This window comes from Rhizobium sp. No.120 (genome assembly GCF_054558365.1).
Window position 1 is genome coordinate 214,972 of record NZ_BAAJNQ010000001.1, and the last position, 22,663, is coordinate 237,634.

Annotated in this window: 27 protein-coding genes; 13 read left to right on the forward strand and 14 right to left on the reverse strand. The window is 59.2% G+C overall.

Going from position 1 to position 22,663, the window contains the following annotated elements; genetic code table 11:
- Positions 1-162 precede the first annotated feature (162 nt).
- On the forward strand, positions 163-807 hold the full coding sequence (locus ACYJRZ_RS01045; RefSeq protein ID WP_459455237.1) for a TetR family transcriptional regulator C-terminal domain-containing protein: 645 nt from the start codon (positions 163-165) through the stop codon (positions 805-807).
- Positions 808-899: 92 nt separating this feature from the next.
- Here ACYJRZ_RS01045 and preA read toward each other — a convergent pair whose 3' ends face one another.
- The 4 genes from preA to ACYJRZ_RS01065 form a co-directional block, all read right to left on the reverse strand.
- The gene (preA, locus tag ACYJRZ_RS01050) at positions 900-2,213 is read right to left on the reverse strand and encodes an NAD-dependent dihydropyrimidine dehydrogenase subunit PreA (RefSeq protein WP_459455239.1); all 1,314 of its coding nucleotides are present in this window, start codon (positions 2,211-2,213) and stop codon (positions 900-902) included.
- A gap of 13 nt (positions 2,214-2,226) precedes the next feature.
- On the reverse strand, positions 2,227-3,585 hold the full coding sequence (locus tag ACYJRZ_RS01055; RefSeq protein ID WP_459455241.1) for an NAD(P)-dependent oxidoreductase: 1,359 nt from the start codon (positions 3,583-3,585) through the stop codon (positions 2,227-2,229).
- A gap of 481 nt (positions 3,586-4,066) precedes the next feature.
- A complete protein-coding gene (locus ACYJRZ_RS01060; protein ID WP_459456894.1) occupies positions 4,067-5,017 on the reverse strand; it encodes a sensor histidine kinase in 951 nt (316 codons plus the stop codon).
- Between the two features lie 228 nt (positions 5,018-5,245).
- Positions 5,246-6,040, reverse strand: a complete 795-nt coding sequence (locus ACYJRZ_RS01065) for a response regulator (RefSeq protein ID WP_459455243.1) — start codon at positions 6,038-6,040, stop codon at positions 5,246-5,248.
- A 259-nt stretch (positions 6,041-6,299) separates the two neighbouring features.
- Between ACYJRZ_RS01065 and ACYJRZ_RS01070 the strand changes: the two genes are divergently transcribed.
- Complete coding sequence (locus ACYJRZ_RS01070; protein WP_459455245.1) at positions 6,300-6,506, forward strand: NepR family anti-sigma factor; 207 nt, start codon at positions 6,300-6,302, stop codon at positions 6,504-6,506.
- A gap of 12 nt (positions 6,507-6,518) precedes the next feature.
- Positions 6,519-7,070, forward strand: coding sequence for an RNA polymerase sigma factor (locus ACYJRZ_RS01075; RefSeq protein ID WP_004107036.1), 552 nt, complete (start codon positions 6,519-6,521; stop codon positions 7,068-7,070).
- Between the two features lie 139 nt (positions 7,071-7,209).
- Here the strand turns inward: ACYJRZ_RS01075 and ACYJRZ_RS01080 are convergent, their stop codons facing one another.
- The 7 genes from ACYJRZ_RS01080 to hemP form a co-directional block, all read right to left on the reverse strand.
- Positions 7,210-7,614, reverse strand: a complete 405-nt coding sequence (locus ACYJRZ_RS01080; RefSeq protein WP_459455248.1) for a hypothetical protein — start codon at positions 7,612-7,614, stop codon at positions 7,210-7,212.
- A gap of 9 nt (positions 7,615-7,623) precedes the next feature.
- Positions 7,624-7,974, reverse strand: a complete 351-nt coding sequence (locus tag ACYJRZ_RS01085) for a glycine zipper domain-containing protein (RefSeq protein ID WP_459455250.1) — start codon at positions 7,972-7,974, stop codon at positions 7,624-7,626.
- A 170-nt stretch (positions 7,975-8,144) separates the two neighbouring features.
- Positions 8,145-8,936: a heme ABC transporter ATP-binding protein gene (locus ACYJRZ_RS01090; RefSeq protein WP_459455252.1), complete on the reverse strand. Its 792-nt coding sequence runs from the start codon at positions 8,934-8,936 to the stop codon at positions 8,145-8,147.
- Between the two features lie 7 nt (positions 8,937-8,943).
- The gene (locus ACYJRZ_RS01095; protein WP_459456896.1) at positions 8,944-10,035 is read right to left on the reverse strand and encodes a FecCD family ABC transporter permease; all 1,092 of its coding nucleotides are present in this window, start codon (positions 10,033-10,035) and stop codon (positions 8,944-8,946) included.
- A 19-nt stretch (positions 10,036-10,054) separates the two neighbouring features.
- Positions 10,055-10,990, reverse strand: a complete 936-nt coding sequence (locus ACYJRZ_RS01100) for a heme/hemin ABC transporter substrate-binding protein (RefSeq protein WP_459455254.1) — start codon at positions 10,988-10,990, stop codon at positions 10,055-10,057.
- A 10-nt stretch (positions 10,991-11,000) separates the two neighbouring features.
- On the reverse strand, positions 11,001-12,056 hold the full coding sequence (locus tag ACYJRZ_RS01105; RefSeq protein ID WP_459455256.1) for a hemin-degrading factor: 1,056 nt from the start codon (positions 12,054-12,056) through the stop codon (positions 11,001-11,003).
- A gap of 9 nt (positions 12,057-12,065) precedes the next feature.
- Positions 12,066-12,239 carry a hemin uptake protein HemP gene (gene hemP / locus ACYJRZ_RS01110; RefSeq protein WP_459456898.1) on the reverse strand — a complete coding sequence of 58 codons (174 nt, stop codon included), beginning with the start codon at positions 12,237-12,239 and terminating at the stop codon, positions 12,066-12,068.
- 193 nt (positions 12,240-12,432) lie between these two features.
- On the opposite strand from hemP, the gene ACYJRZ_RS01115 reads away from it, so the two are divergent.
- From ACYJRZ_RS01115 to ACYJRZ_RS01135, 5 genes are all read left to right on the forward strand, one after another.
- Positions 12,433-12,885, forward strand: coding sequence for a hypothetical protein (locus ACYJRZ_RS01115; RefSeq protein ID WP_459455258.1), 453 nt, complete (start codon positions 12,433-12,435; stop codon positions 12,883-12,885).
- Positions 12,886-12,889: 4 nt separating this feature from the next.
- Positions 12,890-14,143, forward strand: a complete 1,254-nt coding sequence (locus ACYJRZ_RS01120) for a cell envelope integrity TolA family protein (RefSeq protein WP_459455260.1) — start codon at positions 12,890-12,892, stop codon at positions 14,141-14,143.
- A 133-nt stretch (positions 14,144-14,276) separates the two neighbouring features.
- Entirely contained in the window at positions 14,277-14,675 is a 399-nt protein-coding gene (locus ACYJRZ_RS01125) for a DUF2325 domain-containing protein (RefSeq protein WP_459455262.1), read from the forward strand.
- Positions 14,672-14,950, forward strand: a complete 279-nt coding sequence (locus ACYJRZ_RS01130; RefSeq protein WP_459455264.1) for a hypothetical protein — start codon at positions 14,672-14,674, stop codon at positions 14,948-14,950. The genes ACYJRZ_RS01125 and ACYJRZ_RS01130 overlap by 4 nt, the downstream gene beginning before the upstream one ends.
- Positions 14,951-14,968: 18 nt before the next feature.
- Entirely contained in the window at positions 14,969-15,283 is a 315-nt protein-coding gene (locus ACYJRZ_RS01135; RefSeq protein ID WP_459455266.1) for an antibiotic biosynthesis monooxygenase family protein, read from the forward strand.
- 35 nt (positions 15,284-15,318) lie between these two features.
- Here ACYJRZ_RS01135 and ACYJRZ_RS01140 read toward each other — a convergent pair whose 3' ends face one another.
- From ACYJRZ_RS01140 to ACYJRZ_RS01150, 3 genes are all read right to left on the reverse strand, one after another.
- Positions 15,319-15,696, reverse strand: coding sequence for a DUF423 domain-containing protein (locus tag ACYJRZ_RS01140; RefSeq protein WP_459455268.1), 378 nt, complete (start codon positions 15,694-15,696; stop codon positions 15,319-15,321).
- Positions 15,697-15,703: 7 nt separating this feature from the next.
- A complete protein-coding gene (locus ACYJRZ_RS01145; protein WP_459455270.1) occupies positions 15,704-16,093 on the reverse strand; it encodes a group II truncated hemoglobin in 390 nt (129 codons plus the stop codon).
- Between the two features lie 89 nt (positions 16,094-16,182).
- Positions 16,183-17,226, reverse strand: a complete 1,044-nt coding sequence (locus ACYJRZ_RS01150; protein ID WP_459455273.1) for a substrate-binding domain-containing protein — start codon at positions 17,224-17,226, stop codon at positions 16,183-16,185.
- A gap of 135 nt (positions 17,227-17,361) precedes the next feature.
- Between ACYJRZ_RS01150 and ACYJRZ_RS01155 the strand changes: the two genes are divergently transcribed.
- The 5 genes from ACYJRZ_RS01155 to ACYJRZ_RS01175 all read left to right on the forward strand — a co-directional run bounded on the left by ACYJRZ_RS01155 (position 17,362) and on the right by ACYJRZ_RS01175 (position 22,663).
- A complete protein-coding gene (locus ACYJRZ_RS01155; protein ID WP_459455275.1) occupies positions 17,362-18,402 on the forward strand; it encodes a Gfo/Idh/MocA family protein in 1,041 nt (346 codons plus the stop codon).
- A gap of 7 nt (positions 18,403-18,409) precedes the next feature.
- A complete protein-coding gene (locus tag ACYJRZ_RS01160) occupies positions 18,410-19,303 on the forward strand; it encodes a sugar phosphate isomerase/epimerase family protein (protein ID WP_112334879.1) in 894 nt (297 codons plus the stop codon).
- 237 nt (positions 19,304-19,540) lie between these two features.
- Positions 19,541-20,809: an ABC transporter substrate-binding protein gene (locus ACYJRZ_RS01165; RefSeq protein ID WP_459455277.1), complete on the forward strand. Its 1,269-nt coding sequence runs from the start codon at positions 19,541-19,543 to the stop codon at positions 20,807-20,809.
- 71 nt (positions 20,810-20,880) lie between these two features.
- Positions 20,881-21,786: a carbohydrate ABC transporter permease gene (locus ACYJRZ_RS01170; protein WP_459455279.1), complete on the forward strand. Its 906-nt coding sequence runs from the start codon at positions 20,881-20,883 to the stop codon at positions 21,784-21,786.
- Position 21,787: 1 nt separating this feature from the next.
- Entirely contained in the window at positions 21,788-22,663 is an 876-nt protein-coding gene (locus ACYJRZ_RS01175; RefSeq protein WP_459455281.1) for a carbohydrate ABC transporter permease, read from the forward strand.

The window sequence follows — 22,663 nt, forward strand, 5'->3', positions numbered from 1 at the left end:
TTTGACCGATTGGTAAACATTACAACTTCCGTGGCGCGGCTCAAGACGAAAAGCACGAAAATTTCCGATAAAATTTCAGGCGACTGCCTAATTCCGATGCATCGACAGGATGAATGAGGGAACGGCCGAAAGGCTTGGATTTCAAGGAGAAACAGAGCAGATATGGCCATTCCCAGAGCCGCCAGGACGCAGCGCCGCACCCGAATCCAGGAAGAGAAAGAGGAAATCATATTGGAGGCCGCGCTGGACGTATTTTCCGTCAGCGGCTTTCGTGGCTCGACCATCGATCAGATCGCCGAAGTCGCCGGCATGTCGAAGCCCAATCTGCTTTACTATTTCCGCACCAAGGAGGCCATGCACCGGGCCTTGATCGACCGCGTGCTGTTTACCTGGTTGGAGCCGCTGCGCGCTTTCGATGCCAATGGCAACCCTGAAAGCGAGATTCGTTCCTATATCCGCCGCAAGCTCGAGATGGCCCGTGATTTTCCTCGCGAAAGCCGGCTTTTTGCCAATGAAATGCTGCAGGGCGCGCCGCATGTGGAGGACGAGCTGCGTGGGCCGCTGAAGGCGCTCGTGGACGAGAAGGCCGAGGTCATCCGCGCCTGGGCGAAGGCCGGCAAGATCGCTAAATGCGATCCCTATCACCTGATTTTCTCGATCTGGTCAACCACGCAGCATTATGCGGATTTCGACGTGCAGGTGCGCGCCGTGCTTGGCGAAGAGCATTCGGGCGAGGGGCGTTTCGAGGATGCCGCACGCTATCTGGAGCAGCTTTTCGTCGACGGGCTTCGGATTCGTCACAGCTGAGCGACGGCACGATCCTTAAAAATTGTGCCTAAGATAAAAGGCGGCCGCAGCGAGTTGCGGCCGCCTTTTAAATGCTTGCGGATTTTACCTTGTTACTCCGCCGCCTGACGCGCCATCGGATTGTTCGGATGCGTCGTCCAGTTGGCGTAGTTCGGGTCGACGATCTTGCCGGTGCGCTTGTCGAGCGAACCTGCCGGCAGTTCTTCCATGGTGATGCAGTTCTCGACAGGGCAGACGTTGACGCAGAGATTGCAGCCGACGCATTCCTCTTCCATCACTTCAAAGCGCCTGACGCCATCGACCATGTTGGTGATCGCCTGGTGCGAGGTGTCCTCGCAGGCGATGTGACAGCGGCCGCACTTGATGCAGGCATCCTGGTCGATCTTCGCTTTGGCGATATAGTTGAGGTTCAGATACTGCCAGTCGGAGACGTTTGGCACGGCGCGGGCGATAACATCGTCCAGAGTGCGGTGCCCCTTCTCGTCCATCCAGTCGGAAAGGCCCGTGATCATCTCTTCGACGATCTTGAAGCCGTAAGTCATGGCTGCCGTGCAGACCTGCACGTTGCCGGCGCCGAGTGCGAGGAATTCCGCCGCGTCGCGCCAGGTGGTGATGCCACCGATGCCCGATATCGGCAGGCCATAGGTTTCCGGATCGCGGGCGATCTCTGCCACCATGTTGAGTGCGATCGGCTTCACCGCCGGCCCGCAATAGCCGCCATGACTGCCCTTGCCGCCGACAGTCGGGTTCGGAGCGAAATTGTCGAGATCGACCGAGACGATCGAGTTGATCGTGTTGATCAGCGAGACCGCGTCGGTGCCGCCGGCCCTAGCGGCGCGGGCAGGCTTGCGGATGTCGGTGATATTGGGCGTCAGCTTGGTGATGACCGGCATGCGCGTGTACTGCTTGCACCAGCGCACCACCATCTCGATATATTCCGGCACCTGTCCGACTGCGGAGCCCATGCCGCGCTCGGACATGCCGTGGGGACAGCCGAAGTTGAGTTCGATGCCGTCGGCTTCCGTTTCCTCGACCAGGGGCAGGATCGCCTTCCAGGCATCCTCGACGCAAGGGACCATGATCGAAGCGATCAAAGCGCGATCCGGCCAGTTCTTCTTCACCTGCTTCATTTCGCGAAGGTTGGTGTAGAGGTCGCGGTCGGTGATCAGTTCGATGTTGTTAAGACCGAGCAGGCGGCGGTCGGCACCCCAGATGGCGCCGTAGCGCGGGCCGTTGACGTTGACGACCGGTGGGCCTTCTTCGCCGAGTGTCTTCCAGACCACGCCACCCCAGCCTGCCTTGAAGGCGCGCTCGACGTTGTAGGCCTTGTCGGTCGGCGGCGCGGAGGCCAGCCAGAACGGGTTCGGAGACTTGATGCCAACAAAATTATTGCGGAGATCAGCCATGTCGGTTCTCCTTTCAGGCGACTGCAGCGGCCGATGTGGCGGCAGCGAGCGCACGGTTGATGGATTCGGCCGCGTCGCGACCCTGTGCCACGGCCGAGACCGTCAGGTCGTCGCCGCCAAGCACGCAGTCGCCGCCGGCCCATACGCCTTCGATCGAGGTGCGGCCTTCGCCATCGATGGCGATACGGCCGGATTCCATGCGCAGCGCGCCGAGGCCTGAAGCCTCGAACGTCTGACCGATTGCCTTGAAGATCTGGTCGGCTGCGATGACGCCGACATCGCCGGTGCCAACGAGCTTGCCGTCGCGCAGTTCGGTATATTCGACCTCGATCCCGGCGACCTTGCCGTCCTTGTCGAGGATGCGCTTCGGGGCGAGCCAATGACGGATAATGACGCCCTTGGAGGCGGCTAGATCCTGCTCGAATTCCGAGGCGTTCATGTGCTCCTTGCCGCGGCGATAGCAGATGGTCACCTCTTCGGCGCCGAGCAGTTTTGCCTGCACGGCTGCGTCGATTGCGGTCATGCCACCGCCGAGAACGACGACGCGGCGGCCGATGGCGATATCGGCCTTGTTACCGGCCTGGCGTAGCTCGGCGATGTAAGCAACGGCATCAGCGACGCCCTCGAGGTCCTCGCCTTCTGCCCGCAGCGCGTTGACGCCTGCAAGGCCGAGGCCGAGGAAGACGGCGTCATATTGCTGAGAAAGGTCGGCTAGGCTGAAATCGTGGCCCAGCACCTGACCGTTCTTCACCTCGATGCCGCCGATGGCGAGCACGTAGTCTACTTCCTTCTGGGCGAAGTCGTCGACCGCCTTGTAGGTGGCAATGCCGTATTCATTCAGGCCGCCGGCCTTTTCACGGGCATCGAAGATAGTGACGTCGTGACCCTTGACGGCGAGGCGATGCGCGCAGGCAAGACCGGCCGGACCGGCGCCGATGACGGCGATCTTCTTGCCGGTGGATTCGGCGCGCGTATAGAACTGCTTGTTTTCCGCCATGGCCACGTCGGTTGCATAGCGCTGCAGACGACCGATCTCGACCGGGCGCTCTTCGGCAGTGTTGCGCACGCAAGCCTGCTCGCAGAGCTGTTCGGTGGGACAGACGCGAGCGCACATGCCGCCGAGGATGTTCTGATCGAAGATCGTCTTGGCCGAGCCGATCGGATTGCCCGTCGAGATCTGGCGGATGAACATCGGAATGTCGATGGAGGTGGGACAGGCCGTCATGCACGGCGCGTCGTAGCAGAAATAGCAGCGGTCGGCTGCGACCAGTGCCTCATGTTTGGTGAGGCGCGGGTGAAGATCGGAAAAGTTCGCATCATATTCGGCGGGCGTGAGCCTGCCTTTATGAATCCCAGTTTCCAGTCGTCCCATTGAAGTTCCCTCTTATAGTAAACGGCTAGTACTGGAACGGTAACTCAGCTAAAAAAATTTATCAAACGGTAAAATTTTTATCGCAAAGCCTGCCACGCAGTACGCGTGAACTATGAAATGCTCGCTTCAGGCAGTTCCGGACCGTATGTATCAAGTATTTGATTTTAATTGATGTTCTTCATTCGAAGGGCGCACTTTCGAAATGCTTGAGAGGCGATGATGATGACGAGCACCACCTATCCGCCGATAAGCGTCATGCCTGCGTTTGCGCTGAAATGTGAAAGACTGATGAAATTTTTTGGGTCGGCGTGGAACCAAGGCTTGGCAGCATCGTTATGTAGATGTCCTGACGACGATCGCATCTCCCGATGCACGCCCAATACGTCTCGGGACTTCTACTCACGGTCCCCTCCCGATGAGTGCAAAGCAGCCAGTGCGCCGCCCTCGCACTGGCTGTTTTATTTTGTCGCCGTTTTCAGTCTTAGCGGCGTCTCAGGATTTCATATTCAGTTTCGGGAATGGTGATCCGGTAGCCAATGCTGCCGTCGTCAATGGCAAAGTCGGCGCGGCCGTTCATGGACGTCGGCACGACGCGCTCGAGCACCGTACGGCTGAAGCTGTTGTCTTCGAACTCGTGATCGGAGGGCGCGTAGAATCGCTCCGACCAGGCGACTTCGATCGCCTTCCTGCCGTCGAGTTCAGCTTCCCGGCAGTTCAGCGTGATACTAGTTGCGCCGGTCGAGATGGCGCCGTGCGACGCGGAATTGACGATGAGCTCGTGCAGGGCAAGGCCCAGATGCACGGCGGCATTGGGCGTGAGATGGGCATTGATGCCGTATATCGGCATGGGGACGCCGGCATCGGGCCAATAGGGTGCGAACTGCTTTTCCGCCAGTTCGAAGAGATAGGCACCTCGCCAGCTGGAATCGGTAATGAGGTCTTGCGAATTCGACAGGGATTGCAGGCGGCCGCGGAACTTGACGAGGAAATTGTCCACGGAAAGCGTATGTCGTGCGGTTTGCGTGGCGATACCCTGAATGATCGCGAGCAGGTTCTTGGAACGGTGCGACAGTTCGCGCAGCAGCGACTTCAGCACTTTTTCGCGGTGGCGGCTTTCGGTGATTTCCGAGATGACAGACAGCACGCCTTGCGGCTTGCGCCCGCCGACGCGCTCCATTTTCAGTTCATAGATGCGTATGCCGTCGCCGCTGGCGATCTCAACCTCAGCGGTTGCCGGCTTGCCGCTGTCGAGCACGCCGCGCTTCAATCGGGAAAGGTGCTCGCCGTCCTTTTCGCCAAAGAGATGCGAGTCATTGCCTCCCATCACGACGGAGGGCTGCAGATGATCCGGCAGATTGTCGGCATAACGGATCGAAAGATTTACATCCTGAAAAAGGATGGACACACTGGCGCTCGCGAGCGCCCGCTCCATCAGAGCGGCCTTGCCTTCCAAGCTCAAAGGCGCGCCGGGTAATGGTTCAGACGTATTCACCGGCTTGCCTTTCACACGCAATTTGAGAACCCCGCCGATAGGGCATTCCCACTCGTAACAACTTGAGCCGACCTATAGAATCATCTCGTATAACAGTCGGTAAACCGGCCGTTCCGCACCCAAACACCCGGTCATGGTCTTTGTTCCGCCCTAAGGTTTTCACTTGAATCAGGCAGCCACCTTTGTGGTTTCGTTAAAGAACAGTGCCTGGCTGATGAGCGCCTTTACCATATCCGGATTGAAAGGCTTGGTCACAAGGAAAGTCGGCTCCGGCCGTTCGCCCGTCAACAACCGTTCCGGGAAGGCAGTGATAAAGATCACCGGGATGCTGGCAGTCTTGAGGATATCGTTGACGGCATCGATGCCGGAGCTACCGTCGGCAAGCTGGATATCGGCAAGCACCATGCTCGGTTTCGTCGCATTGTAAAGCGCGACCGCTTCGGCATGCGTACGGGCGATGCCGGTGACGCGATGGCCAAGGCTTTCCACCATCTGCTCGATGTCCATCGCGATCAGCGGTTCGTCCTCGATGATCATGATGTCGGTCGCCACCTGGCGGGAGATTTCCTGGGAGGCAGTGTCAAGCAGGTGCATTGCGTCGCTTTCCGAAACGTCGAGGATATCGGCGATCTCGCCGAGGCGGAAACTTTCGACAGAGGCAAGCAGGAATGCCTGTCGAGCGAGCGGCGAAACTTTGGAGAGGTTCACAGTGGCACGCTGTTCCCAGGCAAAGGGAGAGGTCGGTTCAGCAATCTGAAGTGTTACGGAACCGAACAGCTTGGTGAACAGTTTATACAGTGCAACGCGGTCGCTGTCTGTATCCGGAAAGATGGATATGTCGGCGATGATGGCTTCCAAAACCGCAGCAACATAGGCGTCCCCCGACGTCTGCGTTCCGGTCAAAGCACGTGAATAACGCCGCAAGTAAGGAAGATGCGGCGCAATGCGTGTGGAAAGTGTCATCAATGGCTCCCGCCTTTTATAACATTCTAATTAAATACAGCTCGATGGCCGCAACAACTAAGAAAACGTCAGTTGAGTAAAAAAGTTCCTCTTTGTCGGAACTTTTTTTAGGCAGTCGCATTACAATGCTTACAATCACTGGACCTCAACCTTTACGATTCGTTAGGCATTGTTTTGAATGGGGTCCATCGGTCTTCCGGACGGAAGGCAAGGGCGTCTTATCCATGAACGCGAGAAAAATGAAAAGCGAGCGGGTTAAATGACTATCCAGAATCACGAGGACGCAGACAACAAGACATCGGACCTGCGTGCGATGGATATCCTCGATCCCAACAATCAGATCGGCAACCGGTTGCGTTCGTTCTACGCGGCCGCGCAGGACGAGGCCATTCCCGACCGCTTTCTCGATCTTTTGGAAAAGCTCGACCAGGCTGAGCGTTTGGCCTCCGCAAAGGTCTCCGAATAGGAGGTGGATGCGATGGAAACGCAAACGAGCTTCAAGCGCGAACTTCTCGCAGCTCTCCCGAGCCTTCGTGCCTTCGCCATTTCGCTGACCGGCCGTCACGACCGGGCCGATGACCTTGTCCAGGATACGATCATGAAGGCCTGGGCCAAACAGGATCATTTCGAGATGGGCACGAATATGAAGGCCTGGCTCTTCACCATCCTGCGCAACGAGCTTTATAGCCAGATGCGCAAGAGCGGCCGTGAGGTGCAGGACAGTGACGGCGTCTTCACGGAATCGATGGCAACGCATCCCTCGCAATACGGCGCTGTCGACCTGCAGGACTTCCGCAAAGCCCTGGATCAGCTACCGCCGGACCAGCGCGAAGCGATCATCCTCGTGGGTGCTTCGGGCTTTTCCTATGAGGAAGCCGCGGAGATTTGCGGTTGCGCAGTCGGCACCATCAAGAGCCGCGTCAACCGTGCGCGCCAGCGGCTGCAGGAACTGCTGGATATTTCCGGCGAGGCGGATTTCGGTCCGGACGCCACGTCCGCGCCGCTGACGTCCAAAGCATTCGCTTTCTAAGAAAAGGCCCGGTGCTCTCGACCGGGCCTTTTCTCCTTCCGACTGATTTCTACGGTTTTCACACCTTTCGCGGCAGCCCGTCGGTGAAGAGCAGATTTAATTCCGCCATGTCGGTTCTTTTACGCTCATGAATGCCGGTTCACTCGTCTTCGTCGCGCGTGCCGAACAGGTTGCCGAAAAGAAGAGCGGCGGCAATGGCCGCAGTCATAAGCGGTTGCTTGCGCACGAGGCCGAGCGCTGCCGCCGCGACCGATTCCATCGCCAGCATACGTTCCCGGGCCCGCCGTTTCTCCTGCTGGTTGATGATGGCCATAATGACGAGGACGATCAGCCCGAGCAGAAGGGTGCCTGCGGCAATCAGCAGCGCAGAAACCGCCGCGCCATAGATCGTCGCCAGCCAGATGGCTGCCGCTATAAGCGCGAAGGCATAGGCCGTCAGTAGGAGAAGGGCCGCGATTGCGATGAAAATACCGTTGCGCTTGGTTCGCGCAACGGTGCGGTTGAGTGTGCCTGACAGTAGCAGGCCGAGGATTGAGGCGATCATCCCGCCACCCTAGCGGCGAGACAGAAGCAGAGCGACAGCAAGACCGAATGCAGCCGCTGCGCCGATCGTGGCGACGGGATGCTGGCGCACGGTCCGGCGCACTTCGCGCGAACCTCTTACATAGCCGCGCTGCAGATCGCGCAGCAACTCCTCTCCGCGAGCTGTCAGATCGTCAAAATTGGACTCGGCGCTTGCGCGCAATTTCTCACCATGCCTCGCGCCGCTCTCACCAATCAGCTTGGCGAAGGCTGCAACTTCTTCGCGAAGCGATTCGATCTGATCTTCGATGCTTGCCTCGACCTCCTCCAGGCTGCTGCCATTGCGCCTGCGACGCACCGAATGGAGAATGGATGTAGCCATGTTCAGCTCCCTTTCGCTTTGCTTTCGCGCCTCGAGGCGCCTGTTATCCGCTTTCGTCGGAGATTATCCGGCACAATACGCCGTCTTCCGTTCGAAACATTGATTTCGATCACCTCCTCTCAACGCGCGGATGCAACAAAAAGTTCCGGAGCGTGCGGGGCGGGAGATGGTCAGTCGCTCAGTGCGCTATGGGCGAGAACGAAAGGGGCGCCATCGGCGGGGACGCGGTTGACCCTGAGATTGCAGCCGAACACGTCCTGAAGATGCCGGTCCGTCAGCACGTCCTTGACCGACCCCTCCGCCTGCAGCCGGCCGCCTTTGAGTAGGATCATCCGATCGGCGAAGAGCGCGGTCAGGTTGAGATCGTGCATGACCGCAATGACACCGCCGCCGCGTCGGGCGAATTGCCGGGCAAGCGTCATGATGCCGAGCTGGTGGCTGATGTCGAGGCTGGAGACCGGTTCGTCGAGAAGCAGCCAGCACGGCCTGCCATCGGTGACAGGTTCTGAAATCTGGCACAATATCCGGGCGAGCTGCACACGTTGCTGTTCGCCACCGGAAAGCTCCTGATAGAAGCGGCCCTCGAAGCCGCCGAGATCGACGGCGGCAAGCGCCTCCGTCGCGGTGCGGTCAGCCTGCTCCGGGTGGCGATTGCGGCCGCTTGTCAGCCCCATGCGCACGATCTCGCGGACGGTGAAGGGAAAGGATATCGAGCTTGCCTGCGGCAGGACGCCGCGCATTTCAGCAAGCTGCCATGGCTCCAGGGCCTTGATGTCAAAGCCGTTCATATGGACGCTGCCGCTATGGGCGAGCTCGCCTGAGATGGCTTTCATCGTGGTGGTCTTGCCGGAGCCGTTCGGCCCGCAAATGGCGGTCAGCGTGCCGGCCTCGGCAGTGAAGGATATATCCTGCACGACCGGTTTGCCGGTCAGCCGGACGCTCAAATTGGAGACATCGATCATCGCGAACTCACAGGCTGAGGCGCGAGCGCTGCCTGAGCAGCATCCACAGGAAGAAGGGACCACCGACGCCGGCCGTCAGAATGCCGATCGGCAGCTCGGCCGGGGAAACGATGGTGCGGGCAACCACATCGGCAACGACCAGCAACGAGCCGCCCAGCAGCGCTGATGCGGGCAACAGGAAACGATGGTCGGGGCCGATGACCATGCGCAGGATATGCGGGACGATGATACCGACGAAGCCTATACCGCCGCTGACGGCGACGGAGGCGCCGACCGCCGCGGCCACGCTGACGATGGCGATATTCTTCAGCCGCTGCACTGATATCCCCATGTGGAAAGCGGCCGCTTCGCCGAGCGTCAGCGCATTCAACCCGCGCGCCATGAAGGGGAGCGGCAGAAGCGAAAGGACGATGATCGGGCCGGCACTTGCGACCTTGCTCCATGTCGAGCCCGCCAGCGATCCCATGCTCCAGAAGGTCAAGTCGCGCAGCTGCCGGTCGTCGGCCATGTAGATGAGGATTCCGGTTGCCGCCAGTGCAAGCGAACCGAGCGCGATGCCGGCGAGCAGCATGGTTGCGATGGAGGTCTGTCCGTACCGGGTCGCGACCTTATAAAGCAATATCGTCGTTACCAGGCCGCTGATGAAGGCGGCGATGGGAAGAGCGAAGACGCCGAGGATATGTGCGACGGGAGCAAACACGCCGCCACCGAGGACGATCATGGCGACCGCACCGAGGCTGGAACCGGCAGATACGCCGATCAGGCCGGGATCGGCGAGCGGATTGCGGAAGAGGCCCTGCATGACAGCGCCCGAAACCGCCAACCCGCCACCGATCAGGAAGCCGAGGACGGCGCGGGGCAGGCGAATGTCGAAAATGACGATGCGGTCGCGGATGCTAAGCGTGCTTTCCGTGCTGCCGGTCAGCATGCCCGTTACGACATCGATGACCGACGCATTCGACGCGCCCGTTGTGATGGAGAAAAGAAAGGCAGCGGCGGAAATCACGAGGAGGCCGGCGATGACGAGGATCGCAAGAGCGGTGCGATCCCCTTCGCGTCGGCTTGCCGTGGTTTGCGACATCCGCTTCAGCCCCGCCATGGCATCGTTGAATGCCACGTCAGCCTCCGTAGATCGCTGCGTTCAGCTCGCGAATGGCGCTGGCCGTGCGTGGTCCGAAGCCGAGCAGATGCAGGCCGTCCATGCGCACGATCGCCTTGCGGCTCGCGGCCGGCGTCAGCGAAATGGCCGGCTGCTTCAGGAGGTCCTCGTTCGACATCGACAGTGGCCCCTCGCGATCCATGATCAGGATGACGTCCGGCTTGGCTTCGATGATCGCTTCATCCGTCACCGACTTGTACCCGCTGAAGCCGCCGATCGCGTTGGTGGCGCCTGTCAGCTTGATGATGCCGTCGGCGGCCGTATTGGTGCCCGAAGCCATGATCTTGCCGTTCTGGTTGCTGAGCACGAAGAGCACGCGCTTGCGCTCGGCCTCCGGGCGCTTGGCGGACTCATTGATCGCAGCATCGAGATCAGTGGCGACCTTATCTTCTAAAACCTTTGCCTTGTCGGGCACGCCAAGCAGCGCGCCAACGACTTCGATCTTTTTCAAAATGCCGTCGCGATCGTAGTGTTGCGGTACGGTCTCGAAGGGCAGGCTCGCATTGCGCAGTACGGCCAAAGCTTCCGGCGGGCCGGAGCCCTCGACGGCGATGATGGCGGTCGGATTGACGGCCAGAATGCCTTCCGGAGACAGGGCACGCATGTAGCCCACATCAGGAAGCTTGGCCGCCTCTTTCGGATAAAGGCTGGTGGAATCGCGGGCGATGAGCCGCTTCTCCTCGCCGAGCGCATAGACGATCTCGGTGACATCGCCGCCGATGGAGACGAGGCGTGACGTATTGATCTTCGATGCCGCCTCCGCAGCGTGGGCGTGCCGCACGAAGCTGCCAAGGCCGGCGATCGGATTGGCCGGCGCGAGCGGCAGGGCCATCACCACCATGGTCAAGGCGATTTCCCATGGCCGGATGCGCTTCAAATTCTTAAACATTGTCATGGATCGCCTTTCACGCGGCGACGCTGGTGCCTGATCTCGTCAGGCTTTCCAGGATAGCGCGCCAATCCGGGCGTTCATCGAAGCCTTCCTTCCTCTTGCCGAAGAATTGGATGATCATTTCGCCTTTGGCGTTGTAGGCCTCGAGCGAGGTGACGTGGCCGTCCTTGGTCGGCTTGCGCACGGCCCAGGTCTCGGCGATGTGATCCAGCCGCAGATGGAGATGGAAGGTCGGGTCCATGACGTTGATCCAGGGACCCATGGTCTGCACGTTATGGATCGGCCCGGAGTGGATCTGCACAGTGCCTTCGTTGGCGACGAAGCACATGATCGGCAGGCCCTCGCGCACGCAGGCGTGCATCATTTCCGCGACCGCGCCGCCATCGAGCTTCCACGCATAATCGTCGCCGACGCTGCGGATCGCATCCTGGCGGCCGATCTTCAGCTTCTTCAGCATGCCGAAGAATTCGTGCGTATCGGTCATGCGGCTCCAATGGTCGCGCAGCTCGTCGCGGCTGACATCGCCATCCGTCGCCCCATTGTCGTAACCGGAACGATCCTCGGCGAATTCCTGCGATTGGTCTTCGATGCGCAGTTCAGAGACCATGGCGTGATAGGCTTCGACATTCGAATCGGGGCGCAGATGCACCTTGTGGACGGCATCGCCGGCCTTGTCGAAGAACTGCAGGCTGAGCCTCTTCTGATCACCATCGGTCTTGGTGACGGCAAAGCCATGCACCCAGCGCTTCGGGAAGATGCGTAGGTCGATATTTTCGCCGAGTACGATCGCCGCTTGAGCACCGAATTTCATGTTCTCATAGACGCCGATTTTCTCATGCACGGCGCTTTCATTGCGCGACAGCGCCATGATCTCGCCAAGCGAGGCAATCCGCTCCAGGAAGCGATCGACGCTGGCATCGATGCGGATGGCCGAAATGCCGACTTCGGCCGCGACGAGCGCCGCTTCGGAAATCTCGAGGCGGGCGGCGATATCGCGCTCGCGCATCTTCGGGTTCTCGGCGCGGAAAGCGCGAATTTCGGCGGGGGTCGGACGGGTCGTCTTAGTCATCTGTCATGCCTATTTGTTGAGTATCAGCTTGCCTTGGCGCGTAATCTTCATGCGGTAGATGACGCCCTCGTGCTTGATCATGATTTCGGTCTGGCCCCGGAAAATATCCGTGCTCTCGACAATTCGTATCTGTGGTGCGGCCATGCATTGCACCGGCGGCGTAGGGCTCTTCTCAGCAATCATCCTGTTTAGTTTTGCCTGAAAATTCATCGGGGGCTGCACCGTCGTGCGGCCAAATTTATCTTGACTCTCTTACTCATGGTTTCATAAACACACAATAGGATACCTGTAGAGTCAAGTTTAAAATTTGCGGCGATACACGCAGTGGCCGCGCTGGTCGGTCGAGCGCCGTCAAACATATTTGGGAGATATGCCGATGCTGACGAAAACGATCTTGGCGCTCGCTGTCTCGGGGCTGTTTGCTGCGGCGTCTTCTGTTTCCGCTTTCGCTCAAGATGCGAATGCCGCGGTACCCGCATCGGCTGCGCACAGGCTCACTGTCGAGCTGAATGCATTGGCTCCCTCTCAGAAGGGATGTATGATGACCTTCGTTGCCGAAAACGATATGGCAACACCGATCAACAAGATCTCTTTCGAGCTCGCCTTCTTTAACGAGAAGAATGCTGTCGACCGTGTTTCCGTGCTTGATTTCCGCGACCTGCCGCTCAGCAAGAAGCGCGTCCGGCAATTCGATATGTCCGGCGTTAAATGCGAAACGGTCTCCCGCATCATCATTAATGATACGCCGGTCTGCGACGGCCCGGCCGCCGGCGAATGCAAGGCGGCGCTGACGACCCGCTCTCAGACTTCAGTTCCCTTCGAAGGCTGAAGCGATGGCAATGCGCTCGGCGAAAGTTTCCATGGTGCGCCGCGCCAACAGCGGCTTGAATGACAACTATCCGAGCGTGCTGCCCGGCCACGAACTGACCGGCCTTGAGGGCGTGCCACGACCGCCGGCGGGCGAGGCTGTGGTGCATTACAGTCGATTTACTGAGATCAGTTCCTTTCCGGATCATCCAGGCGAAGCCGCGCCCGTCGAGACAGCGGAACATCTGCCGATGGACGCGCTGCCTGATAAGGCGCGAGAGACGGTTGTCGAGCGCAAGACATCGCTGCTCTTCTCCGGCGTGGGATCCTGCCTTTTCCATGCCGTTATCGTTGTTGTGCTGCTATTTACCTTCGTCGCCACGCCTGAAGAAGCACAGGAAGAGGCGGGCGATACCGTCAGCGTCATCATGATTGGCAATTCCGATGCGGATCAGATGGCCGCCGGCGAGGAAAACCCGCAGACGGAGCCGGAGCAAGTGACCGCCGACGCTGTGCAGTCGCAGACGGTGCAACCGAACGAAGTCACGCCCGAACAGATGCAACCGCCGCAACCGGATGTCGTTCAGCCGCAGACAGTGGAGACGCAGCAGGTGCAAGTGGCCGAGCCCGTTCAGCCCGTGGAGCGGACCCAGCCTATGGTGGTCGCACCCGAGCAGCCGCAGATTTTGGCGACGCAGGCGCCGGCCGAGACGGCAGTCATCCAGCCCACCGAACCGGTGCAGCCTGTCGATAGTGAAGCTGCCGAAGCTCAGCCAACAGAGCCTCCGCCTCAGGTCGTGACGCCGGTGGAGAAGCCGAAGCCAGTTGAACGGCCGAAGGAAGTGAAGAAACCGGCCACGAAAGTCGCAAAGGCGAAGTCGGGATCGCGCGGTGAGAGCGAGCAGGATTCCAAGCGGGGGTCCGCCGATGGCTCCGAGGCAGCGCAATCCGATCAAAATTCTCAGGTGAATGCACGTAAGACAGGCTCGGGCGATGCAGCAATTGCGAATTATACCGGCAAAGTACAGGCCCGTATCAAGCGCTACGTGCAACGCGTACCGTCGAAGTATGAAAAGGGCCTGACACTCGTCGTGCGTTTGACGATCGGTTCGAACGGCGAGCTCCGGTCTCTCTCTGTTGCGCGCAGTTCCGGAGATTCCGGCTTGGATCAAGCTGTGATCGAGCAAGTGCGGAAGGCCGCTCCATTTCCCTCGCTGCCTCCCGAATGGGGTAAACCGACTTGGCCGTTCACTCAGGCAGTTCAAGTCGGAGGGCGATAACAGCCGCTTCATTTGCCTTAAAATATGATGAAAATTCTCAACTTTATACTTTACTCTAAAACTCATGTTTACTAAGGTCGTCTCACGCTCGCTGGATTCGAGCGTGGAAGAGCAACCAGCAAACGGGTGATGCATGGCGCGTAAGGGGAAGAGGGATTTTGGCCGCGAGAGCCGTGAGACGCAGACAACAGCGCAGGTTTCCGGAAAATCCACTCTCGATGGACGCAGCTTCCTCTATGTGGGCGGGCGCGATTGCCAGGTGGCGCATCTGCGCCAGATCGCCAGCAACTTCGGTGCTGAACTGATCCACCATGACGGCGGTCTTCGCGAGGCGGTCTCTCGCATCGACACCGTGCTGCCATCGGTCGACTGTGTGTTCTGCCCGATCGATTGCATCAGCCATGATGCCTGCCTGCGGGTGAAGACGGGCTGTAAGAAGTTTGGCAAAGCCTTCATTCCCTTGCGCAACGGCAGCAAATCCAGCCTCGAACGAGCGCTGCAGACCATGAAAGAACGAGACGCATCAAGATGATCGATGACGGCCCTGATGGGTTTATGCTGATCGGCCTGCACAAGCTGGCCGCGCAGAACCGCGATGGGTTGGTGCCTGAACTCTATGAATTGCTGATGCGCCGCGCCGAGGAACAATGGCGGGCCGCCAATGTCGCGACATTTCCAGCCTGGAGGACGCGGCAGCCGGGAGAGGCGCCGGAGCAGCCGCTCGATGAAGCGAGCCGCAATGGCGCAAATGTCGTTGCCTTTGCGCCTGCCGTGGATAAGACTGTTGCCCATCGCAAGAAGGTCTGATCGTCGAACGAGGTTGCCATGTACATCGCCATGAACCGCTTCAAGGTCGTCATCGGTCTGGAGGGTGAATTCGAGGAGGTTTGGCGCGGGCGCGATTCCCACCTATCGGAAGTCCCAGGTTTTCTCGAGTTTCGCCTTCTGCGCGGAAAGTCGAGCGTGGAAGAGGGCTATACGCTGTTTTCCTCGCACACGACCTGGCATAGCGAAGACGCTTTCCTGAATTGGACGAAATCCGAACATTTTCGCATGGCGCATCGCAATGCGGCCGATAACAAGCGGCTCTATTGGGGGCCGCCGCAATTCGAAGGCTTTGCCGTCGTCCCGGGGATTTGAGGCAGCATCACCTACCTCGGCAACATAGCCTTCTCTCAGGCCTTGGTCGCATGGGTTCTGAAGAAAGCGCCGAGCGCTATCGCCGTCCAACCGGCGATCATGCCCATTCCTCCTGTTGGGGCAGCCATTGGAAAGAGCGAGCTGCCGCCGAAATGCCTGTTGATCAGGTCGCCTGCGAAGATCAACGTTCCCAATCCCAGCAAGATAGCCGCGATCGGCGCGGTGCGGATACGGTCGTAACCGGCATAAAGCGCCAGGAGGGCAGGGGCGTTAGCAAGGCTCATGGTCGAGGCTGCCCCGAGGAAATGCGTGTCGCCGCCATGAGTGGCAGCTGCGGCAAGCGCCACACCGCCGCCACCGAGGATGCCGGCGATAAACAGGGTGGCTGGACGGATTATGGCGCCGATGCTCATGTTTTCCTCATTCCCTGTTCTGCATGTGGAAAGCCAGACGCTCGACCGGCTCCCAGATGATCGCCCGCAGCTTTTCATTCTCGATGGTTTCATCCATGGCGCGGCGGAAACATAGCAGCCATTCATCGCGCTCCTTCGGGCCGATGGCGGCGACAAAATGCCGGCTGCGCAGGCGAGGATGGCCGCGCTTTTCGATGTAGAGCTGCGGCCCGCCGAGATAGCCGGTCAGATATTCGTAGAATTTCTCCTGCGAGCCTTTGAGGCTCGGCGGATGCACGGCGCGGCAATTGGCTGCCTCCGGCAGCGTATCCATCAGTTCGTAAAAGCGCGCAGTCAGCGCCCGCACGGTTCGGTCGCCGCCGATCGCTTCGTAAAGTGTGATGGTTTCTTCGCTCAAGCCCAGGCCTCTGTTTGCAATGTCCTAGATGGCAACTCAGAGACGCTGCCGCAACTGTGGAAGCGGTCGGTGCGGCGTTTCGGCGCTGGTTATTTTGCTGTTGTCAGCTGGAACGCGTCGCTTTCGCCGGGAATGAGTTCGAGCGGCCACACCGTCTGGCGAGTCTTCCAGGGGTATTCCTGGCTATAGGCGGGCATGCTGGAAAGCAGGATTTCCGCCAGCTCGACGCCAAGATCGTGCACCGAGGTGCGAAAGCACGTCAGCGCCGGCTGCAGGAATTTTGCGCGCGGCGCCTCGCGGAAGCTGACGACGGCAATGTCGCGGCCCGGAACGATGCCGGCTTCCATGAGGCGACGATAGAGGCCGATCGCCATCAATTCGTAGATCAGGATCACTGCGGTCGGCCTGTCTTGCAGCTTCAGCAGTTCGTCGCCAACCTGGTAACCACCCTGTTCGCTCGATTTGGCGCGAAGGACCAGTGCGGGATCGTAAGCGATGCCGTGCCGCTCCAGTGCTCCGCGATAGCCTTCCACGAAGATGAAGCCGAGATTGATATCGCTTGCCGGCGCGCTGATGGCAATGCGGCGATGTCCGTGTGCGACGAGCCGGTCGACGGCGGCATTGGCGACGCCGGCAAAATCGAGGTCGGCCCAGGCATGCTGCACGCCGGAAAGACTGCGGCCAAGCGCTGCAAACGGGATTTTTGCCTTGGCGAGCAGATCGAAGCGCTTGTCGACGCGCTGCGTCTCCGAAATGATCATCGCATCGGCAATACGCCGCGCAACCATACGTTTCAGATATTCATAAGGGTCTTCGTCGTGCGGACAGGGGAGCATGATCAAATCGAGGTTATGCCGCGAGAAGACGCTCTGCAGCCCGCCCGTCACGGTCAGGAAGAAATTGTCGCTGTTTTCAACCGTTTCCCGGCTGGACTGGATCATCAGGCCGATGACGTTGGTGGTGCCCTGTCGCAGGCTGCGTCCCGATTGGTTGGCCACGTAACCGAGTTGCTCGGCGGCGGCGAGAACGCGCTTGCGGGTTTCCTCGTTGACATCGGGCTTGCCGTTCAATGCGCGTGATACCGTGCCGATCGAGATATCGAGATGCTCGGCAAGCTGACGAATTCCCTTCATCGGCCGCAGTTTTCCTCCATGCGCCATTTTCCAGAGTCCTCCTCTATTGACACAGGAAAATCTTTTCGCATAGTATCGTAAACGTTTACGGAGCGCGTGTCATGAGGGGTAATGCACGGCCCGCAGGAGGACATCGTGAAATTTAATGCCATTTTGTGCGGGTGCGGAGCTATGTCCAAGGGCTGGCTCAGGGCCATCGCCTCGACACCGGCGCTTGCCGAATCCATTCAGATCGTCGGTCTGGTCGATCTCAATCGAGCGACCGCGGAAAATCTTGCGAAAGAATTCTCTCTCGAAGGCGCCGTCATCGGCTCCGATCTCGCCGAGGTCATCGCTGCGACCAAGGCGGATCTGGTCTTCGATATTGTCATTCCGGCTGCGCGTTTCGGCGTGGTTTCAATGGCGTTGAAGGCTGGCTGCCATGTGTTGAGCGAAAAGCCGATGGCGACGTCGCTCGCCGAGGGCGCGGCGCTGATCGATCTCGCCGCTGAAGTTGGCAAGGTCCACGCCATCATCCAGAATCGCCGCTTTATCTCCGGCATCCGTCGTATGCGACGCTTGGTAGAGGAGGGTGCGATCGGCGAGCTAACGGGCGTCCATTGTGATTTCTTCCTGGGACCCCATTTCGGCGGCTTCCGCGAGGAAATGGACAATGTTCTGTTGCTCGACATGGCGATCCACACCTTCGATGCCGCCCGCTTCGTCTCCGGCAAGGTGCCGCTTTCGGTCTATTGCCTTGAAAAGAACCCGGTCGGCTCCTGGTACAAGCATGGCGCATCGGCCCATGCGCTCTTCGATTTTTCCGATGATGTCGTCTTTAGCTATCGTGGCTCCTGGTGCGCCGAGGGTCGTCGCACGAGCTGGGAGAGCCAATGGCGGCTCACCGGCAGCAAGGGCATGTTGACCTGGGACGGCGAAGAGAATTTCGAGGCTGCTGTCGCCGGCGACGAGCCGGGTTTGCTGCATGGCTTCACGCCGATCAAGGTTCCCGGACCGAAGCATGAGGAGGAGACGCATGGCCATGCCAGCGTTATCGCCTCTTTCATCGAAGCGATCAAAACGGGCAAGCCACCGGAAACGGCGAGTTCTGACAACATTCGCAGCCTGGCGATGGTCTTAGGCGCGATCGAGAGCGCCAAGACCGGCCGGCGCGTCGACATTTCAGCACAAGGATAATGACATCATGACAAATCCGGCAAAGGCCATCCGCATCGGCACGATGATCAGGGCGACGAACGAGGATGCCGCTCAGAACATCGCCAAGATCGCCGATCTAGGCTTCGAAAGCTTCGAGCCCTTCTTCTGGCAGAGCACCAACGGTCAGAACCTTGCGGAACTCGGCAAGCGCTGCCGCGAGGCCATCGGCGACCGCGACATCACGATCTCGACCCTCGGCATGTTCGGCAATCCACTCGAAGAGCGCGAGATGGACCTGCAGACGCTTCAGGGTTGGAAGGATTGCATCGACAACGCCCATCATTTTGGCGCAACCTGCGTTGCCGGCTTCACCGGCCGTATCCGCAATCAGCCGCTCACCGACAGCCTGCCGCGCTATAAGCAGATCTGGAGCGAACTTGCCAAGCGTGCCGCCGACAAGGGCATCAAGATCGCCTTCGAAAACTGCGCCATGGACGGCAACTGGGCGACCGGCGATTGGAACATCGCGCATAACCCGGATGCCTGGGAGCTGATGTTCAACGAGACCCCGGATGACAATCTCGGCCTGGAGTGGGAGCCGTGCCATCAGATGGTCTATCTGATCGAGCCGCTGCCGCAGATCCGTAAGTGGGCGAAAAAGATTTTTCACGTCCACGGCAAGGATGCGACCATCCGCTGGGATGTCATCAAGGAGCACGGCATCTTCGGCAAGGAGAAGTTCGTCTTCATGCGCACGCCCGGCTTCGGCGACAGCAACTGGACCGACATCATCTCCGAGCTGCGCTTGGCCGGCTGGTCCGGTTCCATCGATATCGAGGGCTGGCATGACCCGGTGTATCGCGATGCGCTCGAAATGACTGGCCAGGTGCATGGCCTGAACTATCTCAAGGCAAGCCGGGGTGGGGACTTCGTCGAGTAATGCATGCATCTGCAAAACTGCATCGATTTAAGAGGCAAGTTGTGCGTTAATGAAATGTCCTGAGTGATCGACGCTTAGGGCATGACGGGATACCCCAACGGAGGAACTGCCGAGCGTCCGCACCTTGTCCCATAGGACTGGCGGGCGCTTGGTGCAGGTGAGAGGAAAACGCCGATGGCAGCGCGGGCCATGTCATCGGACAGATACCGTCACGGTTCGCATGGTGGAGGAGAATGTATGAATATTTTTTCGAAGCTGGCGATCTCCGCCGGCATGTCGCTTCTGCTGGCCGCCGGTGTGGCGCAAGCGCAGGGTAAGACATTTAACGTCTGGTGGTTCGAACTGCCGGATACTTCGCAGGCCAAGGCATGGACCAAGGCGCTCGAAGAGCTGAAAGCAAAGCATCCCGACGTCACGATCAATTTCGAACAGAAGACTTTCGAGCAATTGCAGAAGGCAGGCAGCCTCATCCTCAATTCGGATCAGGCGCCCGATGTGCTCGAATACAACAAGGGCAATGCCACGGCAGGCCTCGTCGCTTCGCAGGGCCTGCTGACGCCGCTCGACGATCAATTCAAATCGCGCGGCTGGGACAAGATCCTCAACGAAACCAATAGCCAGCTCAGCAAATACGATGGCAACGGCATCTACGGTTCCGGCCCGATTATCGGCATCCCGGTCTATGGCGAATTCGTTTCAGTTTTCTACAATATCGACATGTTCCAGGCCAACGGCGTGAAAGTGCCGACCACGCTGGACGAGTTCGAAGCTGCGCTGGACACGTTCAAGAAGAAGGGCATTACGCCGCTTGCCTATGGTACGGTGGATTCCAACGCACAGCACCTAGTCTATACGCTTGCTCTGACACAGGCCGACGACACCTGGGTCAAGAACTATCAGGGGCTGAAGGCACCGCTTGATACCAAACCCTTCCTGTTTGCCGCCCAGAAGATCGCCGACTGGGTGAGCAAGGGCTACATTTCGAAGGATTCGACCGGCCTGAAGGGTACCGGCGGCGCCGACAATCTCTTCTCGTCGGGCACAGCTCCGATGTTCGTCAGCGGCACCTGGAACAACGGCAACTTCGCGAGTTCGATCAAGAACTTCAAATGGAGCCAGTTCATCTTCCCGACTCCGAAGTACAGCGTAGGTTCGACTGGAAATCTGTTCATGGTGCCCAAGAGCGCCAAGAACAAGGATCTCTCCTACGAGTTCATCGATCTCGTCCTGAGCAAGGAAAACCAGAACATACAGGCCAATCTCGGTGGCGTTGCCATTGCCGCCGATCCGGCCTCGGTCACCGATGAGGTCGGCAAGCGTAATGTCGAGCTCTTTAACCAGATCTCCAGCAAGGGCGGCCTCGGCTTCTACCCGGACTGGCCGGTGCCTGGCTACTACGAACTCCTGATCCAGGCGACCACGGGTCTGGTCAACGGTTCGACCACGCCTGATCAGTTCGCGGAGCGTCTGAAGAAGGCCTATGACGACGTGCAGGCCGCGCAGTAACACCATCGGCGACAATCACAACGGCAAGACGGCTTTCATGCCGCCTTGCCGTATCGGACTGGAGGATTTCGATGGATAAGTCGAAGAGCGCCGGCAGGGCGGGGTACTATCTCTACATGATCCCCGGCGTGCTGGGGTTTGTTCTTGTCGTGCTCGTTCCGCTGATTGCCAATTTCGCCATCAGCTTCACGACATGGAAGGGCGGCGTCATTCCGCCTCGATACGTTGGCTTTGAGAATTATCAACGGCTGCTTCACGATGCGGCTTTCTGGGGCTCCATTCAGCATACGCTGCTGTTCATAATCTCGATGACGATCGTGCCCATCATACTGGGGCTGGTGCTGGCGGCGGTGCTGTTCGACTATATTAGTGCTCAATTCAGCCAGACATGGTCGAGCTTCTTTCGCGCAGGCTTCTACCTGCCGCAGATCCTGCCGCTGACCGCAGCTGGCGTGTTGTGGGCGTGGATTCTCAACCCTATCGGCATCATCAATGCGGTGCTCAAGGCAATCGGCCTCGATTTCATGGCGAAGAACTGGCTGGGGGATGCCACCTATGCGCTGTGGGCGGTTTCGGCCGTCATCGTATGGGTTCAGGTGGGCTATTGCCTGGTCGTGTTCATGTCCGGATTGGCACGCGTCGATCCTTCCCTCTACGAGGCGGCCGAGCTCGACAATGCGAGCTGGTTCGCACGCTTCCGCGCCATCACAATCCCGATGCTGATGCCTGAAATTTTCGTCGTCGCGTTGACGACGCTGATTGCGGCGCTCAAGGTCTTCGCGCCGATCTATGTTCTGACGTCAGGCGGACCGGACAATGCGACGACGGTACCATCCTACCTGTCTTACTATCATTTCTTCACGACGAACCGCGTCGGATATGCGGCGGCCATCGCGACGCTGCAGACGGTCATGACCATCATACTCGGCATCCTCTTCCTGCGTATGCAGTCGAAGCAGGCCGAAGGAGGGCATTGAGATGGCAACGGCATCCTCGATTTCCACACACATCGTTTCGACCGAACATCGCGCAAGAAGGGGCTTCGGCCGCTGGGTCGTTCTAGGCATTCTGCTGGTTTTCCTTGCAGGCACGCTGTTTCCATTCTTTCTCGCGGCAGTCAACGCCATCAAGACGCCCTCCGACTATGCCGCCAATGGTCCGCTTGCTCTTCCGCACAGCTTCGATCTGACGGCACTCAAGAACTTCTGGGCGACCGTCGATTTCCCTCGGAAGCTCTTCAACAGTATTCTCATCAGCGGATGCACCGCCATTCTGGCCGTCGTCCTCAGTCTCCTGAATGCCTATGCCATCGGCATAGGACGCGTTAGAGGCGGCCAAGGGCTTCTCGTCCTGCTGCTGATTTCAATCATGGCGCCGCAGGAGGCTTTGGTCTATCCGCTCTACTATATGTCAAAGCAGGTTGGCCTGTTCGACTCGATGCTCTCGGTTATCCTGATTATCGGCGTGCTGCATACCGCATTTGGGACCTACCTTCTGTCTTCGGTGTTGGCGACCTTCCCGCGCGAGATCATCGAGGCAGCGCAGATCGACAATGCGACGCGGTGGCAGATTCTCTGGATGGTCATCGTGCCGGTGCTGCGCCCGACGCTCGCGGTGCTGGCGACCTTCTTCTTCATCTGGACGTGGAACGAATTTCTGATCCCGCTCGTGTTTCTGGTTTCCAACAACAACCAAACCATCTCGGTTGCCATGGGTGTGCTGACAGGCGCCAATACGCAAGATCCGACCGCAATTGCGGCGGCTTCTCTGCTCGGCATAACGCCGACGATCATCTTCTTTCTTATTTTCCAACGGACCCTGACGCGCGGTGTCGCGGTCGGTGCCGTCAAATAA

What these genes read in the sequence shown, in the direction of transcription:
- preA (WP_459455239.1), bottom strand. Translation starts at nt 2,213, where the DNA reads ATGGCTGATCTCCGCAATAATTTTGTTGGCATCAAGTCTCCGAACCCG.
- ACYJRZ_RS01170 (WP_459455279.1), top strand. Translation starts at nt 20,881, where the DNA reads ATGGATAAGTCGAAGAGCGCCGGCAGGGCGGGGTACTATCTCTACATG.
- ACYJRZ_RS01080 (WP_459455248.1), bottom strand. Translation starts at nt 7,614, where the DNA reads ATGATCGCCTCAATCCTCGGCCTGCTACTGTCAGGCACACTCAACCGC.
- ACYJRZ_RS01045 (WP_459455237.1), top strand. Translation starts at nt 163, where the DNA reads ATGGCCATTCCCAGAGCCGCCAGGACGCAGCGCCGCACCCGAATCCAG.
- ACYJRZ_RS01130 (WP_459455264.1), top strand. Translation starts at nt 14,672, where the DNA reads ATGATCGATGACGGCCCTGATGGGTTTATGCTGATCGGCCTGCACAAG.
- ACYJRZ_RS01140 (WP_459455268.1), bottom strand. Translation starts at nt 15,696, where the DNA reads ATGAGCATCGGCGCCATAATCCGTCCAGCCACCCTGTTTATCGCCGGC.
- ACYJRZ_RS01065 (WP_459455243.1), bottom strand. Translation starts at nt 6,040, where the DNA reads ATGACACTTTCCACACGCATTGCGCCGCATCTTCCTTACTTGCGGCGT.
- ACYJRZ_RS01150 (WP_459455273.1), bottom strand. Translation starts at nt 17,226, where the DNA reads ATGAAGGGAATTCGTCAGCTTGCCGAGCATCTCGATATCTCGATCGGC.
- ACYJRZ_RS01105 (WP_459455256.1), bottom strand. Translation starts at nt 12,056, where the DNA reads ATGACTAAGACGACCCGTCCGACCCCCGCCGAAATTCGCGCTTTCCGC.
- ACYJRZ_RS01090 (WP_459455252.1), bottom strand. Translation starts at nt 8,936, where the DNA reads ATGATCGATGTCTCCAATTTGAGCGTCCGGCTGACCGGCAAACCGGTC.
- ACYJRZ_RS01060 (WP_459456894.1), bottom strand. Translation starts at nt 5,017, where the DNA reads ATGGAGCGGGCGCTCGCGAGCGCCAGTGTGTCCATCCTTTTTCAGGAT.
- ACYJRZ_RS01160 (WP_112334879.1), top strand. Translation starts at nt 18,410, where the DNA reads ATGACAAATCCGGCAAAGGCCATCCGCATCGGCACGATGATCAGGGCG.
- ACYJRZ_RS01135 (WP_459455266.1), top strand. Translation starts at nt 14,969, where the DNA reads ATGTACATCGCCATGAACCGCTTCAAGGTCGTCATCGGTCTGGAGGGT.
- ACYJRZ_RS01085 (WP_459455250.1), bottom strand. Translation starts at nt 7,974, where the DNA reads ATGGCTACATCCATTCTCCATTCGGTGCGTCGCAGGCGCAATGGCAGC.
- ACYJRZ_RS01125 (WP_459455262.1), top strand. Translation starts at nt 14,277, where the DNA reads ATGGCGCGTAAGGGGAAGAGGGATTTTGGCCGCGAGAGCCGTGAGACG.
- ACYJRZ_RS01120 (WP_459455260.1), top strand. Translation starts at nt 12,890, where the DNA reads ATGGCAATGCGCTCGGCGAAAGTTTCCATGGTGCGCCGCGCCAACAGC.
- ACYJRZ_RS01095 (WP_459456896.1), bottom strand. Translation starts at nt 10,035, where the DNA reads ATGGCGGGGCTGAAGCGGATGTCGCAAACCACGGCAAGCCGACGCGAA.
- ACYJRZ_RS01070 (WP_459455245.1), top strand. Translation starts at nt 6,300, where the DNA reads ATGACTATCCAGAATCACGAGGACGCAGACAACAAGACATCGGACCTG.
- ACYJRZ_RS01075 (WP_004107036.1), top strand. Translation starts at nt 6,519, where the DNA reads ATGGAAACGCAAACGAGCTTCAAGCGCGAACTTCTCGCAGCTCTCCCG.
- hemP (WP_459456898.1), bottom strand. Translation starts at nt 12,239, where the DNA reads ATGATTGCTGAGAAGAGCCCTACGCCGCCGGTGCAATGCATGGCCGCA.
- ACYJRZ_RS01115 (WP_459455258.1), top strand. Translation starts at nt 12,433, where the DNA reads ATGCTGACGAAAACGATCTTGGCGCTCGCTGTCTCGGGGCTGTTTGCT.
- ACYJRZ_RS01165 (WP_459455277.1), top strand. Translation starts at nt 19,541, where the DNA reads ATGAATATTTTTTCGAAGCTGGCGATCTCCGCCGGCATGTCGCTTCTG.
- ACYJRZ_RS01055 (WP_459455241.1), bottom strand. Translation starts at nt 3,585, where the DNA reads ATGGGACGACTGGAAACTGGGATTCATAAAGGCAGGCTCACGCCCGCC.
- ACYJRZ_RS01100 (WP_459455254.1), bottom strand. Translation starts at nt 10,990, where the DNA reads ATGACAATGTTTAAGAATTTGAAGCGCATCCGGCCATGGGAAATCGCC.
- ACYJRZ_RS01175 (WP_459455281.1), top strand. Translation starts at nt 21,788, where the DNA reads ATGGCAACGGCATCCTCGATTTCCACACACATCGTTTCGACCGAACAT.